The following is a 17,906-nucleotide window of genomic DNA, read 5'->3' on the forward strand; positions in this document are numbered from 1 at the left end:
AAATCGTAAATTAATCATGCCCGTTTCTCTAGACTTTACTTCTATTTATACTCAAAATTTCGAAATTGGTTTTCAACATTGCTATCCAAATGGCTCTTTGAAACATACCGAAATTTGCAATTTATTTCAGATTGTAGCTGGTAATCACGCCGATTTAGGTGGTATTAGTTATTTAGATATGCAACAACATCATCAAGCTTGGGTATTGAGTAGAATGCGAATTGAAATTACGAAATTACCGAAATGGAAAGATGTTATTACGATTAAAACTTGGATTAAAACCTTAGAAAACTCGCGTTCTATTCGTTGTTTAGAAATGTATTTGAATGAGGAGAAAATTGTAGGTTGCGAAACATTTTGGGTGGTAATTAATACCAAAACCAGACGACCAGATATTTTGGCATTACCACATGCTCACTTTGAAAAATTTGATACAGATAGTATTTCTAATCCAATTCAGAAAATAAATATTCCAGAAGAATTTACATTTAAAAACGAAAAAACCATCCAATTATCTGATATTGATATCGTGAATCACGCTAATAATGTCAAATATTTAGAATGGTGTTTGGATGTTACAAATGCTGAAACTGTCTTGAGTAACAAAATTAAAGCGCTAAACTTAAATTATTTACAAGAGTTGAATTATAATGATACAATTGAAATTCAGCATACAACAACTTCTTTCTTAATTACTAAAGAAGGAAAAAGCTGCTTTGCTTTGGAAGTTGAAATTTAAATTAAAAACTAATTTTACTTAAAGTTTCCATTACATAATCGTGCATTACTTGCTTGTAATCCAGATGAGTAACCATTCGCAATTTACCTTGACCCATATTGCTAATATTGATGTTTTTCTCTTTCAATTTATCAATAAATTGCGTTTCATTCACATCAGATTTCAACGTAAAAATAACAATATTCGTTTCAATTGGTTCTACTTTATAAATGAAAGGTAAAGTTGTTAAAATCTCACCTAACTCTTTCGCTTTTCTATGATCTTCTTCTAAACGAGAAATATTATTTTGTAACGCATACATTCCTGCAGCCGCTAAATATCCAGCTTGACGCATTCCGCCACCAAATATTTTTCGGATTCGAAGTGCACGTTTTATATCTTCTTTTGAACCAATTAGTACTGAGCCAACTGGAGCACCTAAACCTTTAGATAAACAAACAGAAATCGTATCAAACAATTCTCCATAAATTTTTGGATGTTGTTTTTTAGCTACTAAAGCATTCCAAATACGAGCGCCATCTAAATGATATTTTAAATTATGTTTCGTACAAACGTCTTTAATTTTTCTTAAATCTTCAATCTCATAACAAGCCCCACCACCTTTGTTTGTTGTATTTTCGACACAAACTAACTTCGTCATTGGCGCATGATAAAATTCTGGATCGTTAATAGCATTTTCAACTTGTTCCGCTGTAATCATTCCTCGATTTCCATCGATCAAATTACAAGAAACACCACTATTAAACGCTACTCCACCCGCTTCATATAAAAAAACGTGACCCCATTTATCGCAAATTAATTCATCGCCAGGATTGGTATGCAATTTTATAGCCGTTTGATTGGCCATTGTACCCGATGGAAAAAACAAAGCCGCCTCTTTACCAAATAAATCGGCCAAAGTTTCTTCTAATTCATTAACTGTTGGATCTTGTTTAAAAACATCATCGCCCACTTTGGCGTTAAACATGAATTGCAACATTTCTTGAGTGGGTTTGGTAACCGTATCGCTGAATAAATTAATTTCCATAAATCGTTTTAAAAGTCTATTTTTGTTGTGTAAAACTACAAATAAAATGGTAAATACCGAACAAATTAAAGACATTATTAATCGCCTTGGTGCGTTAAGGAGGTATCTTTGACGTTGATGCCAAGCTTGTCGAAATAACGAATCAGGAAGAAAAGACCTTTGCGCCAGACTTTTGGAATAACGCAAAGCAAGCAGAAATTATTGTGCGTAATTTACGTTCGATAAAAAAATGGGTAGATGATTATACTCGCTGCGAAGATTTAGCCGAAGAATTGCAACTAACTTATGAATTTTATAAAGAAAATGCTGTTTCTGAAGAAGAATTAGATGCCATTTTTGATAAAACCATCACAAGTATTGAAGATTTAGAGTTCAGAAATATGCTTTCGGAAGAAGGTGATAATTTAAGTGCCGTACTTCAAATTACTGCTGGTGCTGGTGGAACAGAAAGTTGCGATTGGGCGAGCATGATGATGCGAATGTATTTGATGTGGGCCGAAAAGCAAGGTTATAAAGTTAAAGAACTGAATTATCAGGAAGGTGATGCTGCTGGAATTAAAACTGTAACCTTAGAAATTGAAGGCGATTTTGCTTTTGGATATTTAAAAGGAGAAAATGGTGTACATCGTTTGGTACGAATTTCGCCTTTTGATAGTAACGCCAAACGTCATACTTCATTTGCTTCAGTTTATGTGTATCCGTTGGTGGATGATACTATTGAAATTGAAATTAATCCTGCTGATATTGAAATCACAACGGCTCGGTCAAGTGGTGCTGGTGGACAAAATGTCAACAAAGTGGAAACTAAGGTTCAATTATTTCACAAACCTTCAGGAATTCAAATTCAATGTTCCGAAACGCGTTCACAACATGATAACAGAGCTCGTGCTTTACAAATGTTGAAATCACAATTGTACGAAATTGAACTAAAAAAACAATTGGCACAACGTGATGATATTGAAGCCGGAAAAATGAAAATTGAATGGGGTTCGCAAATTAGAAACTACGTTTTACATCCTTATAAATTAATTAAAGATGTACGTTCCGGATTTGAAACTTCCGATTCTGAAGCCGTTTTAAACGGAGAAATTGATGGTTTCTTGAAAGCTTATCTAATGATGATGGGACAAAAAGAAGAAGATTAAATATTATTATATTAACTAAACAAGAAAATGAAAATTAAATTAAGTTATCTATTATTTCTAACAGCATTTTTATCATTCGCACAAAACAAGTTTGAACCAGGTTATTATATTGATAATTCAGGCATAAAAACAGAATGTTTAATTAAAAATTATGATTGGAAAAACAACCCAACAAGTATTGAAACAAAAAACACAAGTGATGATAAAACAATAACAAAAACTATAGAAGAAATTCAAGAATTTGGAATAATAAACAAATCCAAATTTGTTAAAGCTACTGTTAAGGTTGATGAATCTTCTCCAAATCTTATTACTCTAACAAATAGCCCAAGTCCAAAATTTATTGAGAAAACTGTATTACTTAAAATTTTAGTTGAAGGAAAATCTAACTTGTACTATTTTGAAAGTGAAGACTATGATAGATTTTTTTATACTGTAAATAATAAAATTGAACAATTAGTATATAAGCAATATAATAATTCTGAAGGAAATATATCTACAAACGATGCTTTTAAACAACAACTTTTTGTGAATTTTAAATGTAATAACGATCAAAAATCGATTATTGCATTAAAATACAATAATAATGACTTGGTAGATTATTTTATAAAAACGAACAATTGTATTTCTGGAAATACTGAAACTAAAGCAATATCTGAAAAAAGAAAATTTGAAACTAATTTTAAAGTAAATTTTTTATTGAACAGTATTAATTCAACTATTATTATACCAAACGGAAATATTAGTGGAAATTATGAAACTGACAAAAGAAATGCTGTGAGTTTTGGATTTGAAGTTGAAGTTCTTTTACCTTATAATAACAAAAATTGGTCTTTTATATTTGACCCTTCATATATTCAAAATAAAGAGTCACTAAAAATTTACAAGCCTCAATTTATTAATCCAGATGAAACCTTATTTAATGATATTTTTACTTTAAGATTGCCATTAGGATTAAGAAGATATTTCAAAATGAATAAGATTAGTAGTTTATTTGCTAATGCTTCATTTTCTATTAATGCTAATAAAGCAAATATTCATACTTATAATCCTTTTAACAATACTACTATAGTAATTGCAGACGAAATGTATTTATCTTCAAATTTTGCGTTAGGAGCCGGATATCAATACAAAAAATATTCTGCCGAAATTAAATTTAACACTAAAACACCTTATTATTCTGTTTTAGTTAGTGATAAAGAGCATAAATATAGTTTAAACCAAATTTCTTTAAAATTAGGTTATAAATTATTTTAAAAAAAATAAAGAATAAAAAAAGCCTTCCAGAAATTCTGGAAGGCTTTTTTATTTGCAATAAATTATATTATCTATTCGGATTTAAAGCTTTGTCAATTCTTGCTACTAAATCTGCAATATGAAATTTACTTAATCTGTCTGTTGCTAAAGCATTAGCCGCTTTTAACTGACCTCTTAATTCAATTAAATGTCCACGAGCAATTGAAGGTAAATCGGTATCAGCGATAACAATTCTTCTACCGTTAAAGTTCGCAGCAGCATTTCTATCTAAACTAATTGCATCAATTAATTTCGTCACAAAAGCTTTTTGTAAATTTCTTCTGTAAACATCAATTGCAGTGTTAGTTCTTAATTCAGAGAAAATACCACGTTTTAAATCGCTTAATAATTCGTCAATAGAATAATTTGCTTTGTTCATAGAAGAAGTTTCCATTAAACGCGCCATTCTATCTAAAGATAGCAAACTAGATAACGTTCCATCTTGAATACCTTTCATTAATTCAACACCATTATCTGGGTTAATTTTAGCCAAAACATTTTGATCTAATAACCAAGTTGGCGTTTTGAATAATTGCTCGTTTAAGAAAGCAACCGCTTCATTTTGAATCGCAGAAGGAACAATTTCGTATTCGTTTCCTTCCATGTCATACGTTTTAGGATTTTCGTAAATACCACCAACGTTTTTAGTCACGTGACCCATATATCTACGGAATTGACCTACTAAAGAATTATATAAACCTTCTAATTCAGAATAATCTTCTCCATTTTCTTTACTCCATTCGATTAAATTTGGTAAAATTCTTTTTAAGTTTTTAATACCATATTCTGAAGCTTTCATCGAATTATCTCCTAAATCTTCTGTTTGAAAACGAGGATCATAAGGACTAGTTTCTGTACCAAAATGTAATCTTTTATTTTTGTAAGCTTCTTTTGTCATATTATTTAATAATGCTTTTTCTGCTTCTTCAGATTTCGCATCATTAAAATAAGAATAACCCCATTTGATTGCCCATTTGTCGTAATCTCCAATTCTTGGAAATAAATCTGTTACGCCGTCTTCAGGTTGTGCTACATAATTGAAACGTGCATAATCCATAATTGAAGAGGTATGTCCGTTTTTCTTTTGGAATGCTGGATCACGTAACATTTCAACCGGAGTTGCATTACTTGCTCCCATGTTGTGACGTAAACCTAATGTATGACCAACTTCGTGAGCCGCCACAAAACGAATTAATTCGCCCATTAATTTATCATCTAATTTTTTATTTCTCGCTTTCGGATCAACTGCAGCAGTTTGAATTAAATACCAATCACGTAATAAACTCATAATATTATGGTACCAACCGATGTGAGATTCCATAATTTCTCCAGTTCTTGGATCGTGAACGTTTGGTCCGTAAGCATTTTGAATTTCAGCAGCGAAATATCTTAAAACAGAAAAACGTGCATCTTCTAAACTCATTGATGGATCATTTTCTGGCCAATATTCACCACGAATAGCATTTTTCCAACCTGCAAATTCGAAAGCCACTTGCCAATCGTCAATACCTTGTTTGATAAAAGGTTTCCATTTATCTGGTGTTGCTGGATCTAAATAATAAACAATTGGTTTTTTAGGTTCAATTAATTCTCCTCTTTTTTGTTTTTCAGCGTCTTCTGCATTTTTAGGTTCTAAACGCCATCTCACAGCAAAAATATCTGTTTCTGATTTTTGAGAATCTTCTTCAAAAACTTCATAACCATTTGCAAAATAACCTACTCTTTTATCGAAAGTACGTTTACGCATTGGGTTTTCTGGCAATAAAATAAATGAAGTATTTAATTCCATTGATACCACACCAGCATCTAATCCAGCAGGTAAATCAACTCCGATTTTTGGTGTTGGATTTCTTGAAATTTGAGGAGCAACAGTTGTAAATGTTTTAGTTGTTCTAATTTCTGTATTGATTGGGAAACTTTTTACAAATTGGATAAACGATTTGTCCTTTTGAAAAGCCTGAATACTCAATAATTGCTTGTTGATAGAATTCAAAGAGAACGTTTGTAAATCTGAATCGAAAGCAGATGTCATATCAATTACACTTGACACATTTTCTTTACCTGATTCATCTTTTTTATAAGCCAAAATATCGTAAATCCCGATAATTGGATCCGCATTTGAATTTTTAACCGATTTTGTAATGGGTTTGTCTTCATCTGGCGTCATAATTACATAGGTAATAGAACGTAAAATCATCGTATTATTCATTCCTTTTTCGAAACGAACTACTTGACGATTAATTTCTTCACCACCAAATATTCCTCCACCAGCAGGTGTTTTAGAATATCTTGTGATAGTCATTATTTCTTTTCCTATTAATGATTCTGAAATTTCAAATAAATATTTATCTGCAACTTTGTGAACATCAATTAGTCCTTTTTGTGTAATCGCAGTAGAATCGATTACTTTTTTATAAGGTTTTGGTTCTTTTTTTGCGTCTGGTTTTTTAGTTTCAGCTGCAGTTGGAGGTTCGTTTTTCTTATTTTTTTTGTCTTTCTTTTGTGCAAAACTTTCTGCACTTGTTAATAGAAAAAAGCAAAAAAGAATCTGAAGTGATTTTTTGAGCATAAAATATAGTTTAGTTAATTATTAACTAATCTGTCTGAAAAATATTTTTATGTTACTTTAAATCAGAAACTTTAAGTTTAATTTAACAATTGAATACATAAAAAAACGCCAATCTTCTTGTGAAAATTGGCGTTTTTTTAATGTAATATGAATTGAAATTATATTCCGATTTCTACTTGAAAACGTAAATACCAATTATTTTTTGTTGTACCATCAACATAATCCAAAGTATCAAAAGAGATTTCACTTTGTAATTTAAAAGTATGTTGCCAAATATATCTTGTGACCCCGAAAGATAATTGTTTAGAATTTGGTGCGAATTCTCTAATATCTTTTCCAACTTTTTGAATAGAATATCTCGTAATGAATTCGTAATTTGATTTTGTATTATAACTCAATTGATAATCGAAACCATTACCAACAAAAGCATAATTAAAATTTGTGATATCGTCTGGATCAAAAGTAACCGCATTTTTTGTAGTTGTTCTCGACATATAACTCGACATAGCTGCCCAACCATTATATTTGAACATCGCATCTAAAAGCACCGATTTCATAGTTCTTTTTTCGAATAAATCGTTACCTAATTGACCTTGCGTTCTTCTAGCATGGTTATTTTGTTGGAAAGCTCCAGAAAACATTAATTTTGGTTTTTTCTCACGTATGATATCACCTTCAAAATAAGTTCCATCTTTAGAAAAAGCTCCTAATGGCAATATCTCAATTTTACCTGTAACTGCAACTCCATCATCTGGTTTTTCAGTTGAATTTCTTCCTTCTCCAGTAGAAACAGCTCCTTTAAAATTATATGAAAACTTATCTTTAAACTCATTCATATTATGAAGTTGAATTCCAAAATCTCTATCAATTGTAAATTTACCATTATTTATAGTTCTGTCAGTTAATTGCAAACCTCCAGAAGAATTGACACGTTGTCTGTTTCCAGGTAATTTGGTTTGACCAAAACTAATATTCCATCTATTATTTGGACGATACATAAAAACCGCATCTCTAATAATGTTTATGTTTTCACCATCTTTTATTTCTCCAACATCACCAGGAGCAAATGATAATTGAATCGCATATAAGAATTTTGGATTTATTACATAACCGTCAAATCGTAATCGAAGTCTTCTGATTTGTGCATCATATCCTCCATTTTCACCATCGTTTTCAATGTAAGTTACTCTGTTTTGCATTCTAAATCTAAGGTTCAATTGGTATAAACTATCCGGTGAAGTTATTCCAATTCCTTTACCTGTACTGAAGTATGGTAACGTTGATAATTTAATATCATTTGTTGGTTTGTCCTGAGAAAAAACTATCCCAGAAATTAAAAAAACAAATAATTGAAGATAAATTAATTTTTTCATTAGTTTTCGTGTTGCTGTGTTAAGAATTAGTTGTTGTTTCGTTTTGTTAGTGCAAATTTAATGTTAAGAATCAGAGTATTAATACATCTTGTATTAAGTTATCTTTAAGTATTTGCAACTATAATTTACAATTTCTTAACAATTGAATTTTTGACAAAAAAAAATCCGCCCCAATATCTTGAGACGGATTTAAAATTTTATATAACTAACTTATTTTACACAAACAAAGTAGTAACGTAATATAAGATTGCTGCAATAATTGCTGAAACTGGAATAGTTAAAACCCAAGCCCATAATAAACTAATGGTTACTCCCCAACGAACAGCACTTAAACGTTTCGTGGCTCCTACTCCAATAATTGATCCAGTAATTGTGTGAGTTGTAGAAACTGGTACTCCCATTTGAGAAACTGTAAATAAAGTTAAAGCTCCAGCTGTTTCAGAACAAACTCCTTCTAATGGTGTTACTTTGGTAATTTTAGTTCCCATCGTTTTTACGATTTTCCAACCGCCCATTAAAGTTCCCATTCCAATCATTAAGTAACATCCAAAAGCAATCCATGTTGGCATTGTATCTTTAGTTACTTTAGTTTCTAATTTATGACCTTTTAAAAGTTTACCATCTTTATCAAGATATTTTGAGAAAATTTTGGCATATCTATACTTTGGATTTATTGTCTTATCTGTAAAAATAACTTCGTTAGTAACAACGTCTTTTATTTCTTTTTTATCCGAATATACTTCTAACTTAGTAAGTGGATGACTCGATTTATTTTCCTTTGATTTTCTTTCTAATTTTTTTTCTGTACTAACAATCTCACTGAAATTATTAACATCAACACCTTCTCTTTTTAAATGATTAATAAAAGGGTTGTCATTAGAAACTTTTGAGTTTAATTTCTCATCCTCATAAATTTTCTCTCCTGTTGTTAAGTCAAAAATATTTTTACCATCAAGATAAACTGTATCTTTTCCGAATACACCAACAGATGGTTTGAATTTCTTAATATTACCTTCGTCATTTTTATAAACTACTTGCAGCACTTCCGTTGTGTTTAACAAGTTGTATTCTTTTACAAATTCTGGCATATTTTTATCAGGGCTTGTTCTGTATCCGTTTGCGTAAACAATACAAGCAGCACAAATAATACCCATTACTTTTTGTGAATCGGCACCACCATGTCCTAATGAAAAGGCTGCTGAAGATAACAATTGTAATTTTTTGTACATATTTCCTTCTTTAGTATGCGAAGGATTTTTTCCATGTACTAATTCATACCAACAGTATACTACAATAAATAAACCTAAAAGCACACCAATAATCCAAATCATAATTGGTTTAATATCTAAACTATCTTTTAAGGCATAAGTAACATAAACAGTTAGTACTGAAATAGCTATAGAAATACTTATTTTTTTAGCGAAATTTCTTTGAATAGTCACCAAGGCAATAAAGAACGAAATAATTCCTCCAATAAATGGTGCTAAGAAGATAAATATAACCGTAAGTCCAATAGACTCTAAATTCAATACCCCGAAACCTGCATGTGCTACGGCTGCTCCTGCAAAACCACCAATTAAAGTATGTGAAGATGATGAAGGAATACCTAATTTCCAAGTTAATAAATTCCAAATAGTTGCTGCTAATAATCCAGATAAAATTACCCAAAGATTAATTACAGAACCATCTACTGTTTTGGCAACGGTATTTCCCACACTCATATCGAAAACCCAATAGGCGATAAAGTTGAAAAATGCTGCCCAAATTACAGCTTGTGTAGGTGTTAAAACCTTTGTAGAAACTACTGTTGCAATTGAATTGGCAGCGTCATGAAATCCGTTTACCAAGTCAAACAACAATGCAATGACTATAATTACTATTAATAATGTAAACATAGTACTTAATTAAGAATGTTTAACAGCTACTGCTTCTAATACTCTTGCAACAGATTTACATTTATCTGACGCTTTATCTAATGACGCTAAAACTTCTTTATATTTAATAACATTTTTGGCATCTGTTTCATTTTCAAAAATATCAGCTACAGCTTTTTCAAAAACTGAATCCGATTTTCTATCTAATTTGTTGATTTTCTTTACAGAATCAAAAATATTTTTAAAATTCTTCATGTCTTTCAATTCCATTACAGATTTTGCAATGTGACCACAAGCTTCTAAATTAATTTCAGTAATTTTTCTGATAGATTTTGTAATTTTTTCTACTTGATACATTCTAATTCTGTTAGAAGCTTCTTGTAAATTACTAGCCACATCTTCAATTGTAGTCATTAATGCGTGAATATCTTCTCTGTCAAAAGGAGTAATAAAGTTTTTACTCAATTCAATATTCATTTTGTGAGAAATTTTCTCAATGCTTTCAAATAACTCGTCAATCTTTTTAAAATAACTTTCTCTATCTGATTTTGAAGCATTTACACCCTCATGTAACGCATCAGACATTTTTGTTAACTTGTTTGTAGCTTCCTCGAATAATGGGAAAAAAGTTTTGTCTTTTGGAGAGAAAAAATTTAAAATGTTTTTAAAGGCCATCTTTTAGTTTGTTTAAATTACGGTGCAAAAGTAGAAACCCAATGTTAAGTTAATGTTAAGTAATTAATAATAGTAGATTAATTGTTAACTAAATATTAATAAAACGTGAAGAAAAAAATGCAGACCTATAAGCCGGATTCTGTACTCCGATAAATCGGAGTCCTTATCATTTATCTAGCTCCGAAATTACTCTCGGAATCAATCTTTCTACCCTTCAGCAACGGACGAGAAACCCTTAAATGCTGATATACTTGAAATTTCACCGCATAGAGTTTACCTGGTTTCACTACAGCATTACCTGTACATACTTTCTGTTGCACTTGTCCTATCCCGATAAATCGGGATGACGGGTGTTACCCGCTATGCTTCTCTTTGGTGTCCGGACTTTCCTCCCTCCTATAAATAAGACGACGATAAGGCGGTCTGCGGGGCAAAGATAAATTAAAGTTAGAAGTTTGGAGTTAGAAGTTAGAAGTTTTTTATAGAAAAGATATTTTTTTCTTAAAATGATTTTTTTTTAAATTTTTGTGATATTTAAAATTTTTTGTGACATTTCTACAAAACCAACATTATGTGGTTGTTACTACTATACTTTTGCTATCAAAATAATTTAACTTAAGAACCGATGACCCCTATTTTTTTTAAAATAACTTCGAGACTATTCATTTGTCTCTTATTATTATCAACTAAGCTAAATGCACAAGTTGGAATTGGAACTACCAATCCAGATGCAAGTTCTATTTTGGAACTAACATCTACAACTCAAGGATTATTAACTCCTCGAATGACAACTCTACAAAGAACAGCTATCGCATCACCAGCTAATGGATTGATGGTTTATGATACAGATCTTAATGCATTTCACCATTATGATTCTTCAATTTCTGCTTGGTCAAAAGTACAAACTAATAGTAGATTAAAATTTAAACGTATAAAATCTACTGATGTTCTAGCAACGGTTTTAGCTGAAGAGAAAACAGCTGGAGGAGGAAGTAAATACCTTTTAGATTCTTCTACTTTATATGAGATTAATGGTTTAATTTCTGTAGACTTACCAATAGAATTAAACAACGCATGCATTTCTGGATTGGACACTTCTGACGATAAATTAGTAAAAACATCTGGGGATCTTTTTACTGGAACTACTGGTGGAAATATTCGTCTAGTAACTATAAATGTAACAGGAGGAGGAAAAGCTTTTAATCTTCTAGGAACAGGAATTCAGACCTTAAATTTGAGAGATGCTATCGTTAGCGGATGTAATAATGTTGGAACTATTGAAAACTTTTTTTATGTTTTTAATTCTATAGTTTTGTATACTGGCAATACAACAGGAATAGTGTATAAAAATATTAGTAAATTACTATTAAGTAATACGGCTTGGTTTTCAACTAACACAGGTACTTTTGAAAAATTAGAAGGTACTTTCGAAACTGTAATAAAACAAGGTGGTTTTTCCGAAGTAACAGGAAGTGCAATAGGGTTTGACGTATCTTCAAATCCAATCGTAACTGAAGCTGTTATGGAAACAGTAGTATTTAAAGGTACGCTTACTACTGGAAAATATGTAAATCCTTACACAGTTGGAGGCTATACCAATTATAATTTTAATAACAATTGGACAATTAGATGTACGGGAATTCCAACAGAAGGTGACGCTCAAGCAACAGGGAATTTATATTTTGATAGAACTCAAGTATCACCTACTGTAACACCTAATGCTACAAATGCTGCAACTCCTTATTCTAAAGTTCCAGGTACAACAATTGCAACAAACTTATTTCGCATGGGAACTGGTACTAGTCCAGTTTCCTCAGCTAATAATAGATTGCAATATGTTGGTAAAAAACCAAGAACTTTTGCATTAAATGCAACAATTTCATTTGTTACTAGTGGTATATTTAATTCCGATCATGTGTTCTTTTTTGTAAAATTTAACTCCAGCGGTGTTGCAACGGTACTTAGTTCTTCAGAAACGTTTGTGAGTACCGATTCAACTAATGCATTGAATCTTTCATTGGCAGGAACTGTTCAAATGAATTCTGGAGATTATGTAGAATTACATGTCGCTAGAATTGCTGGAGAATCAAGTAAAGATTTGACTATAAAATCTTTTAATATAGCCATGGACTAATAATTAAAATATCCAAATTAGTAATATGATACTAAATCAAATCGGAGTTATAAAGATATTTTTATAACTCCGATTTGTTTTTTATATTTTGAGATTTGAGATTTGCATTTTGATATTTAAACATATATATTTGCTATCGATAATTACCTATGGAACAATTTATAGTATCAGCCCGAAAATACAGACCTCAAACATTTAAAGATGTTATTGGGCAGCAGGCTATTACCAATACTTTACTACACGCCATAGAAAATAATCACTTAGCACAAGCCTTACTTTTTACAGGTCCACGTGGCGTTGGAAAAACAACTTGTGCGAGAATTTTAGCTCGAAAAATTAATCAAGAAGGTTATGATGACCCAAATGAAGATTTTTCATTCAATGTTTTCGAATTAGATGCCGCATCAAATAATGGTGTAGATGATATTAGAAGTATTATCGACCAAGTTCGAATCCCACCACAAACTGGAAAATATAAAGTATATATTATCGACGAGGTTCACATGCTTTCAACTTCTGCATTTAATGCATTTTTGAAAACTTTAGAAGAACCACCAAAACATGCAATTTTCATATTAGCAACAACTGAAAAGCATAAAATTCTTCCTACTATTCTATCTCGTTGTCAAATTTTCGATTTTAAACGAATTACGATTAACGACACTAAAGAATATTTAATGGAAATTGCACAAAATCAAAATGTGCAGTTTGAAGAAGAAGCTTTACGTATTATTTCTCAAAAAGCTGATGGTGCAATGCGTGATGCTTTGTCTATTTTTGACAGAGTGGTTTCATATTGTGGCAACAACTTAACACGTCAAGCTGTTGCAGAAAATTTAAACGTTTTAGATTACGATTACTATATTAAGGTAACCGATTTAATTTTGGAAAACAACATTCCAGAATTACTATTAACTTATAATGATATTTTAGCAAAAGGATTTGACGGACATCATTTTATTGCTGGTTTAGCTTCACACTTTAGAGATTTATTGGTTTGTAAAAACCCAATCACACTTTCTCTATTAGAAGTAAGCGAACAAACCCAACAACAATTTGCCATTCAAGCACAAAAAGCTTCTCAAGCGTTTTTATTAGCTGGAATTGAAACCGCAAACGATTGTGATTTAAAATATAAAGTCAGTCAAAATCAACGACTTTTTGTGGAATTAACTTTAATGCAATTGGCTTCATTAACACATGATGCCGAAAAAAAAAAGCTAAATACTTTATAATTCCTTCTAATTTCTTTCATAAAGCGAAAGAAATTCAATCTTCAACACCTTCCATTCAACCGGAAATAGTTTCAAAACCTGAAACGCAAATTGCTCCTGTAGAAACAATTCAAAAAGTTGAAGAAAAAGTTGAGGAGAAAATCGAACAAATTCAGAAAAAGCTTACGCCTAGTATTTCAATTGATCCAAGTAAAAGAGTTTCTTCTTTATCTATAAAAGGATTAAGGCAAAAAGCGGATATTTCCAACCAAGCAAAAACGGAAAGTGTAGCAGTTGGTGAGCATTTAGCCGATCCGTTTACACAAGAAGATGCCATAAAACATTGGAACGATTATATCGAAATCTTAGAAACCAAAGGTAAAAAGCTTTTTTGTAGCTATATGAGATTAAGCAAACCGGTTTTAATGGGAACAAATATTTTGTTAGAATTCCCAAACCAAGGTTCGAAAGAAGATTTTGAAAACACCAATTCGGATTTAATTGGTTACTTAAAAACGAATTTGCGCAATTACGATATCAAAATTAAAATTACAGTTATAGAAACCTATAAACCAAAAGTAATTTATACCAACGAAGAAAAATACAAACATTTTAAGGAGTTAAATCCTGCCATAGAATTATTTAGACAAACCTTTGAATTAGATTTATAAACAACCTACTAGAACATTAAAAAATGGACATTAATTTCAACAAAAACGAAGATCATAACAAATTGTTAGTTTCAGACATGCTACAAAAATTTGCGAAAGTAAAATTAGGTGGCGGACAAAAACGTATTGACAAATTACATGCAGAAGGCAAAATGACTGCTCGTGAGCGTATTGATTATTTATTAGATGACAAAGCTAAAAGTATTGAAATTGGAGGATTTGTTGGAGATGGGATGTACGAAGAACATGGTGGTTGTCCATCTGGCGGTGTGGTTGTAAAAATGGGATATATCAAAGGAAAACAATGTATTGTTGTTGCCAATGATGCTACTGTAAAAGCGGGTGCTTGGTTTCCAATTACGGCTAAGAAAAACCTAAGAGCACAAGAAATTGCTATGGAAAACAGATTGCCAATTATTTACTTGGTAGATTCTGCTGGTGTGTATTTACCAATGCAAGATGAAATTTTCCCAGATAAAGAACATTTCGGACGAATTTTCCGCAATAACGCTATTATGAGCAGCATGGGAATTACTCAAATTGCTGCAGTTATGGGAAGTTGTGTTGCTGGTGGTGCGTATTTACCAATTATGAGTGATGAAGCTTTAATCGTAGATAAAACAGGAAGTATTTTCTTAGCAGGAAGTTATTTAGTAAAAGCCGCAATTGGTGAAACAATTGATAATGAAACTTTAGGTGGAGCAACAACGCATTGTGAAATTTCTGGTGTGACCGATTTTAAAGCCAAAGATGATGCGGCAGCTTTAGACAGAATTAAAAGTATTGTTTCTAAAATTGGTGATTATGACAAAGCAGGTTTCAATAGAGAAACGCCTGCAAAACCAGCATTAGAGCAAAAAGATATTTACGGAATTTTACCAAAATTACGTACCGATCAATATGATATGAATGAAATTATCAAACGTTTAGTTGATAATTCGGAATTTGATGAATATAAAGCCGGTTATGGACAAACGATTATTACTGGTTATGCCAGAATTGATGGTTGGGCTGTAGGAATTGTTGCCAATCAGCGTTTGGTTTCTAAAACTAAAAAAGGAGAAATTCAATTTGGTGGTGTAATTTATTCTGAAAGTGCAGATAAAGCCACTCGATTTATTGCAAATTGTAACCAAAAGAAAATTCCATTAGTGTTTTTACAAGACGTTACTGGATTTATGGTAGGAAGCAAATCAGAACATGGCGGAATCATTAAAGATGGTGCCAAAATGGTAAATGCAGTTTCTAATTCAGTTGTACCTAAATTTACAGTTGTAGTAGGAAATTCATACGGTGCTGGAAATTACGCAATGTGTGGAAAAGCATACGATCCAAGATTAATTTTTGCTTGGCCAAGTGCCGAATTAGCCGTTATGGGTGGAACGCAAGCTGCAAAAGTATTAGCACAAATTGAAGCAGCATCTTTAAAAAATAAAGGAGAAGTGGTAGATGAAGCGGTAGAAAAAGAATTATTCGATAAGATAAAAGCCAAATATGATGCACAAGTTTCACCATATTATGCTGCTTCTCGTTTATGGACAGATGCCATCATTGATCCGTTAGATACAAGAACTTGGATTTCTATGGGAATTGAAGCAGCGAACCACTCACCTATTTTAAAACCATTTAATTTAGGTGTGATTCAGGTATAATCTTGAATTTAAATAAAATCATAAAAAATCTACTAAATACGAGTAGATTTTTTTATACCATTTTTTTGGTATAATTTATAATTATACCATTTTTTTGATATAATTATAAATTATACCATTTTTTTGATATATTTGTAATACAAAAAAAATGAATTATGATAGCAATATTAACTGGCGATATAATCCGTTCTAAAAAAATAGCAGCCGAAATTTGGTTACCTATCTTAGAAAAATCTTTGTCTAAATTTGGGGAAAAACCAAAATTTTGGGATATTTATAGAGGAGATAGTTTTCAATTAGAAACCAATATCGAAAACGCATTAATTGCAACATTATCAATAATTGCATCTATAAAGCAAGTTCCGAAAATTGATGTCCGTATTAGTATTGGAATTGGAGAAAAAGAATATCAAGGAGAAAGTATTACTACATCAAACGGTAGTGCATTTGTAAATTCTGGTGAATCTTTTGAAGATTTAGGAAAAAAGAAATTAGGCATAAAAACCCCTAAAACAAACACTACTAATCAACTGCAAACTGAATTACAATTAGTTCGTGCATTAACAGAAAAATGGACAAGTAATATGTGTGAAACTATATCTTGTTTGTTAGAAAATCCAAAACTAAACCAAACAGAAATTGCGGAAATTTTAAAAAAACCCCAAAGTCACATTAGTAGAGAATTAAAAGCGGCATCCTATTATGAAATTATGGAATATGTAAAATTAGCCAACCAAAAACTACAAAACATATGATATTGTTTATACTAAAATTACTAATTGTGCATTTTTTAGGGGATTTTACTTTCCAACCGAATAAATGGATAAAAAAACGAAATAAAAAAGGCATCGCCTCTAAGTATTTGTACTATCATATGTTAGTTCATTTTGTTTTGTCATTATTGTTTTTTATAACGGAACTCCAAAAATATTTTCCAGGAATAGTAGTCATAATACTACTGCATTATGCGATTGATGTTGTCAAAATTTATGTATGTAATAAAGAAGTTTTATCGGAATTTAAATTGTTTTTAATTGATCAATTTCTTCATGTTTTAACCATAATTTTAGTTTGTAACTATTATTTCCCTTTTGAATTTAAATTTCAAGATTTGGTATCAGAAAAAATATTATTAATAATAACTACAACAATTTTAATTGTCTCTGTAACACCAATAATAATTAAAGTTTTTTTTCAGCGTTGGGAAAACGATATGAATTTTGACAGCAAAGAATCTTTAAAAAATGCGGGATTATATATTGGAATTATAGAGAGAATATTTATAGTCTTATTTATAAATATAAATTTTTATGAAGGAATTGGCTATTTGTTAGCTGCAAAATCAATTTTCAGATTTGGCGATTTAACCAATGCGAAAGACAAAAAACTAACCGAATACATACTATTAGGAACTTTACTTAGCTTTATCCTAGCAATAGTAATTGGTCTGATTTTAAAACAAACTTTAAACTCGTAACAAAAAACAAAAATCTACTACTAATTAGTAGATTTTTTTTATGGAAACAGAAAACAAACC

At 30.9% G+C, this 17,906-nt stretch carries 14 protein-coding genes and 1 other RNA gene; 9 read left to right on the forward strand and 6 right to left on the reverse strand.

Annotation, left to right across the window (positions count from 1 at the left end):
* The first annotated feature begins 16 nt into the window (after positions 1 to 16).
* Positions 17 to 739, forward strand: a complete 723-nt coding sequence (locus BMX42_RS00195; protein ID WP_091306551.1) for an acyl-[acyl-carrier-protein] thioesterase — start codon at positions 17 to 19, stop codon at positions 737 to 739.
* 1 nt (position 740) lies between these two features.
* Here BMX42_RS00195 and BMX42_RS00200 read toward each other — a convergent pair whose 3' ends face one another.
* Positions 741 to 1,766 (reverse strand): threonine aldolase family protein, encoded by a 1,026-nt coding sequence (locus BMX42_RS00200; RefSeq protein ID WP_091306553.1) that lies wholly within the window; start codon positions 1,764 to 1,766, stop codon positions 741 to 743.
* 46 nt (positions 1,767 to 1,812) lie between these two features.
* On the opposite strand from BMX42_RS00200, the gene prfB reads away from it, so the two are divergent.
* Positions 1,813 to 2,911 (forward strand): peptide chain release factor 2 gene (gene prfB / locus BMX42_RS00205; RefSeq protein ID WP_143055569.1). Its coding sequence is split into 2 segments (ribosomal slippage): positions 1,813 to 1,875 and positions 1,877 to 2,911, totalling 1,098 coding nucleotides; the frame shifts between segments, so codons are not numbered across the junction.
* Positions 2,912 to 2,938: 27 nt separating this feature from the next.
* Positions 2,939 to 4,168, forward strand: coding sequence for a hypothetical protein (locus tag BMX42_RS00210; RefSeq protein ID WP_091306559.1), 1,230 nt, complete (start codon positions 2,939 to 2,941; stop codon positions 4,166 to 4,168).
* A 67-nt stretch (positions 4,169 to 4,235) separates the two neighbouring features.
* Here the strand turns inward: BMX42_RS00210 and BMX42_RS00215 are convergent, their stop codons facing one another.
* The 5 genes from BMX42_RS00215 to rnpB form a co-directional block, all read right to left on the reverse strand.
* A complete protein-coding gene (locus BMX42_RS00215; RefSeq protein WP_091306562.1) occupies positions 4,236 to 6,776 on the reverse strand; it encodes a zinc-dependent metalloprotease in 2,541 nt (846 codons plus the stop codon).
* A 158-nt stretch (positions 6,777 to 6,934) separates the two neighbouring features.
* Positions 6,935 to 8,149, reverse strand: a complete 1,215-nt coding sequence (locus BMX42_RS00220; RefSeq protein WP_091306565.1) for a porin — start codon at positions 8,147 to 8,149, stop codon at positions 6,935 to 6,937.
* Between the two features lie 215 nt (positions 8,150 to 8,364).
* The gene (locus tag BMX42_RS00225) at positions 8,365 to 10,044 is read right to left on the reverse strand and encodes an inorganic phosphate transporter (RefSeq protein ID WP_091306569.1); all 1,680 of its coding nucleotides are present in this window, start codon (positions 10,042 to 10,044) and stop codon (positions 8,365 to 8,367) included.
* A 9-nt stretch (positions 10,045 to 10,053) separates the two neighbouring features.
* The gene (locus BMX42_RS00230; RefSeq protein WP_091306572.1) at positions 10,054 to 10,698 is read right to left on the reverse strand and encodes a DUF47 domain-containing protein; all 645 of its coding nucleotides are present in this window, start codon (positions 10,696 to 10,698) and stop codon (positions 10,054 to 10,056) included.
* A gap of 112 nt (positions 10,699 to 10,810) precedes the next feature.
* An RNA gene (gene rnpB / locus BMX42_RS00235) (RNase P RNA component class A) lies at positions 10,811 to 11,128 on the reverse strand.
* Positions 11,129 to 11,323: 195 nt separating this feature from the next.
* Here rnpB and BMX42_RS00240 point away from each other — a divergent pair.
* From BMX42_RS00240 to BMX42_RS00265, 6 genes are all read left to right on the forward strand, one after another.
* Complete coding sequence (locus BMX42_RS00240; protein WP_091306575.1) at positions 11,324 to 12,832, forward strand: hypothetical protein; 1,509 nt, start codon at positions 11,324 to 11,326, stop codon at positions 12,830 to 12,832.
* 149 nt (positions 12,833 to 12,981) lie between these two features.
* Positions 12,982 to 14,067 carry a DNA polymerase III subunit gamma/tau gene (gene dnaX / locus BMX42_RS00245; protein WP_091306579.1) on the forward strand — a complete coding sequence of 362 codons (1,086 nt, stop codon included), beginning with the start codon at positions 12,982 to 12,984 and terminating at the stop codon, positions 14,065 to 14,067.
* 404 nt (positions 14,068 to 14,471) lie between these two features.
* Positions 14,472 to 14,717 carry a hypothetical protein gene (locus tag BMX42_RS00250; protein WP_091306583.1) on the forward strand — a complete coding sequence of 82 codons (246 nt, stop codon included), beginning with the start codon at positions 14,472 to 14,474 and terminating at the stop codon, positions 14,715 to 14,717.
* Positions 14,718 to 14,740: 23 nt separating this feature from the next.
* Positions 14,741 to 16,369 (forward strand): acyl-CoA carboxylase subunit beta, encoded by a 1,629-nt coding sequence (locus tag BMX42_RS00255; protein WP_091306587.1) that lies wholly within the window; start codon positions 14,741 to 14,743, stop codon positions 16,367 to 16,369.
* 155 nt (positions 16,370 to 16,524) lie between these two features.
* Complete coding sequence (locus tag BMX42_RS00260; RefSeq protein WP_091306589.1) at positions 16,525 to 17,124, forward strand: hypothetical protein; 600 nt, start codon at positions 16,525 to 16,527, stop codon at positions 17,122 to 17,124.
* A gap of 2 nt (positions 17,125 to 17,126) precedes the next feature.
* Entirely contained in the window at positions 17,127 to 17,846 is a 720-nt protein-coding gene (locus BMX42_RS00265) for a DUF3307 domain-containing protein (protein WP_218141430.1), read from the forward strand.
* Positions 17,847 to 17,906: the final 60 nt, after the last annotated feature.

Source organism: Flavobacterium terrigena (assembly GCF_900108955.1).
Classification (GTDB): Bacteria; Bacteroidota; Bacteroidia; order Flavobacteriales; family Flavobacteriaceae; genus Flavobacterium; species Flavobacterium terrigena.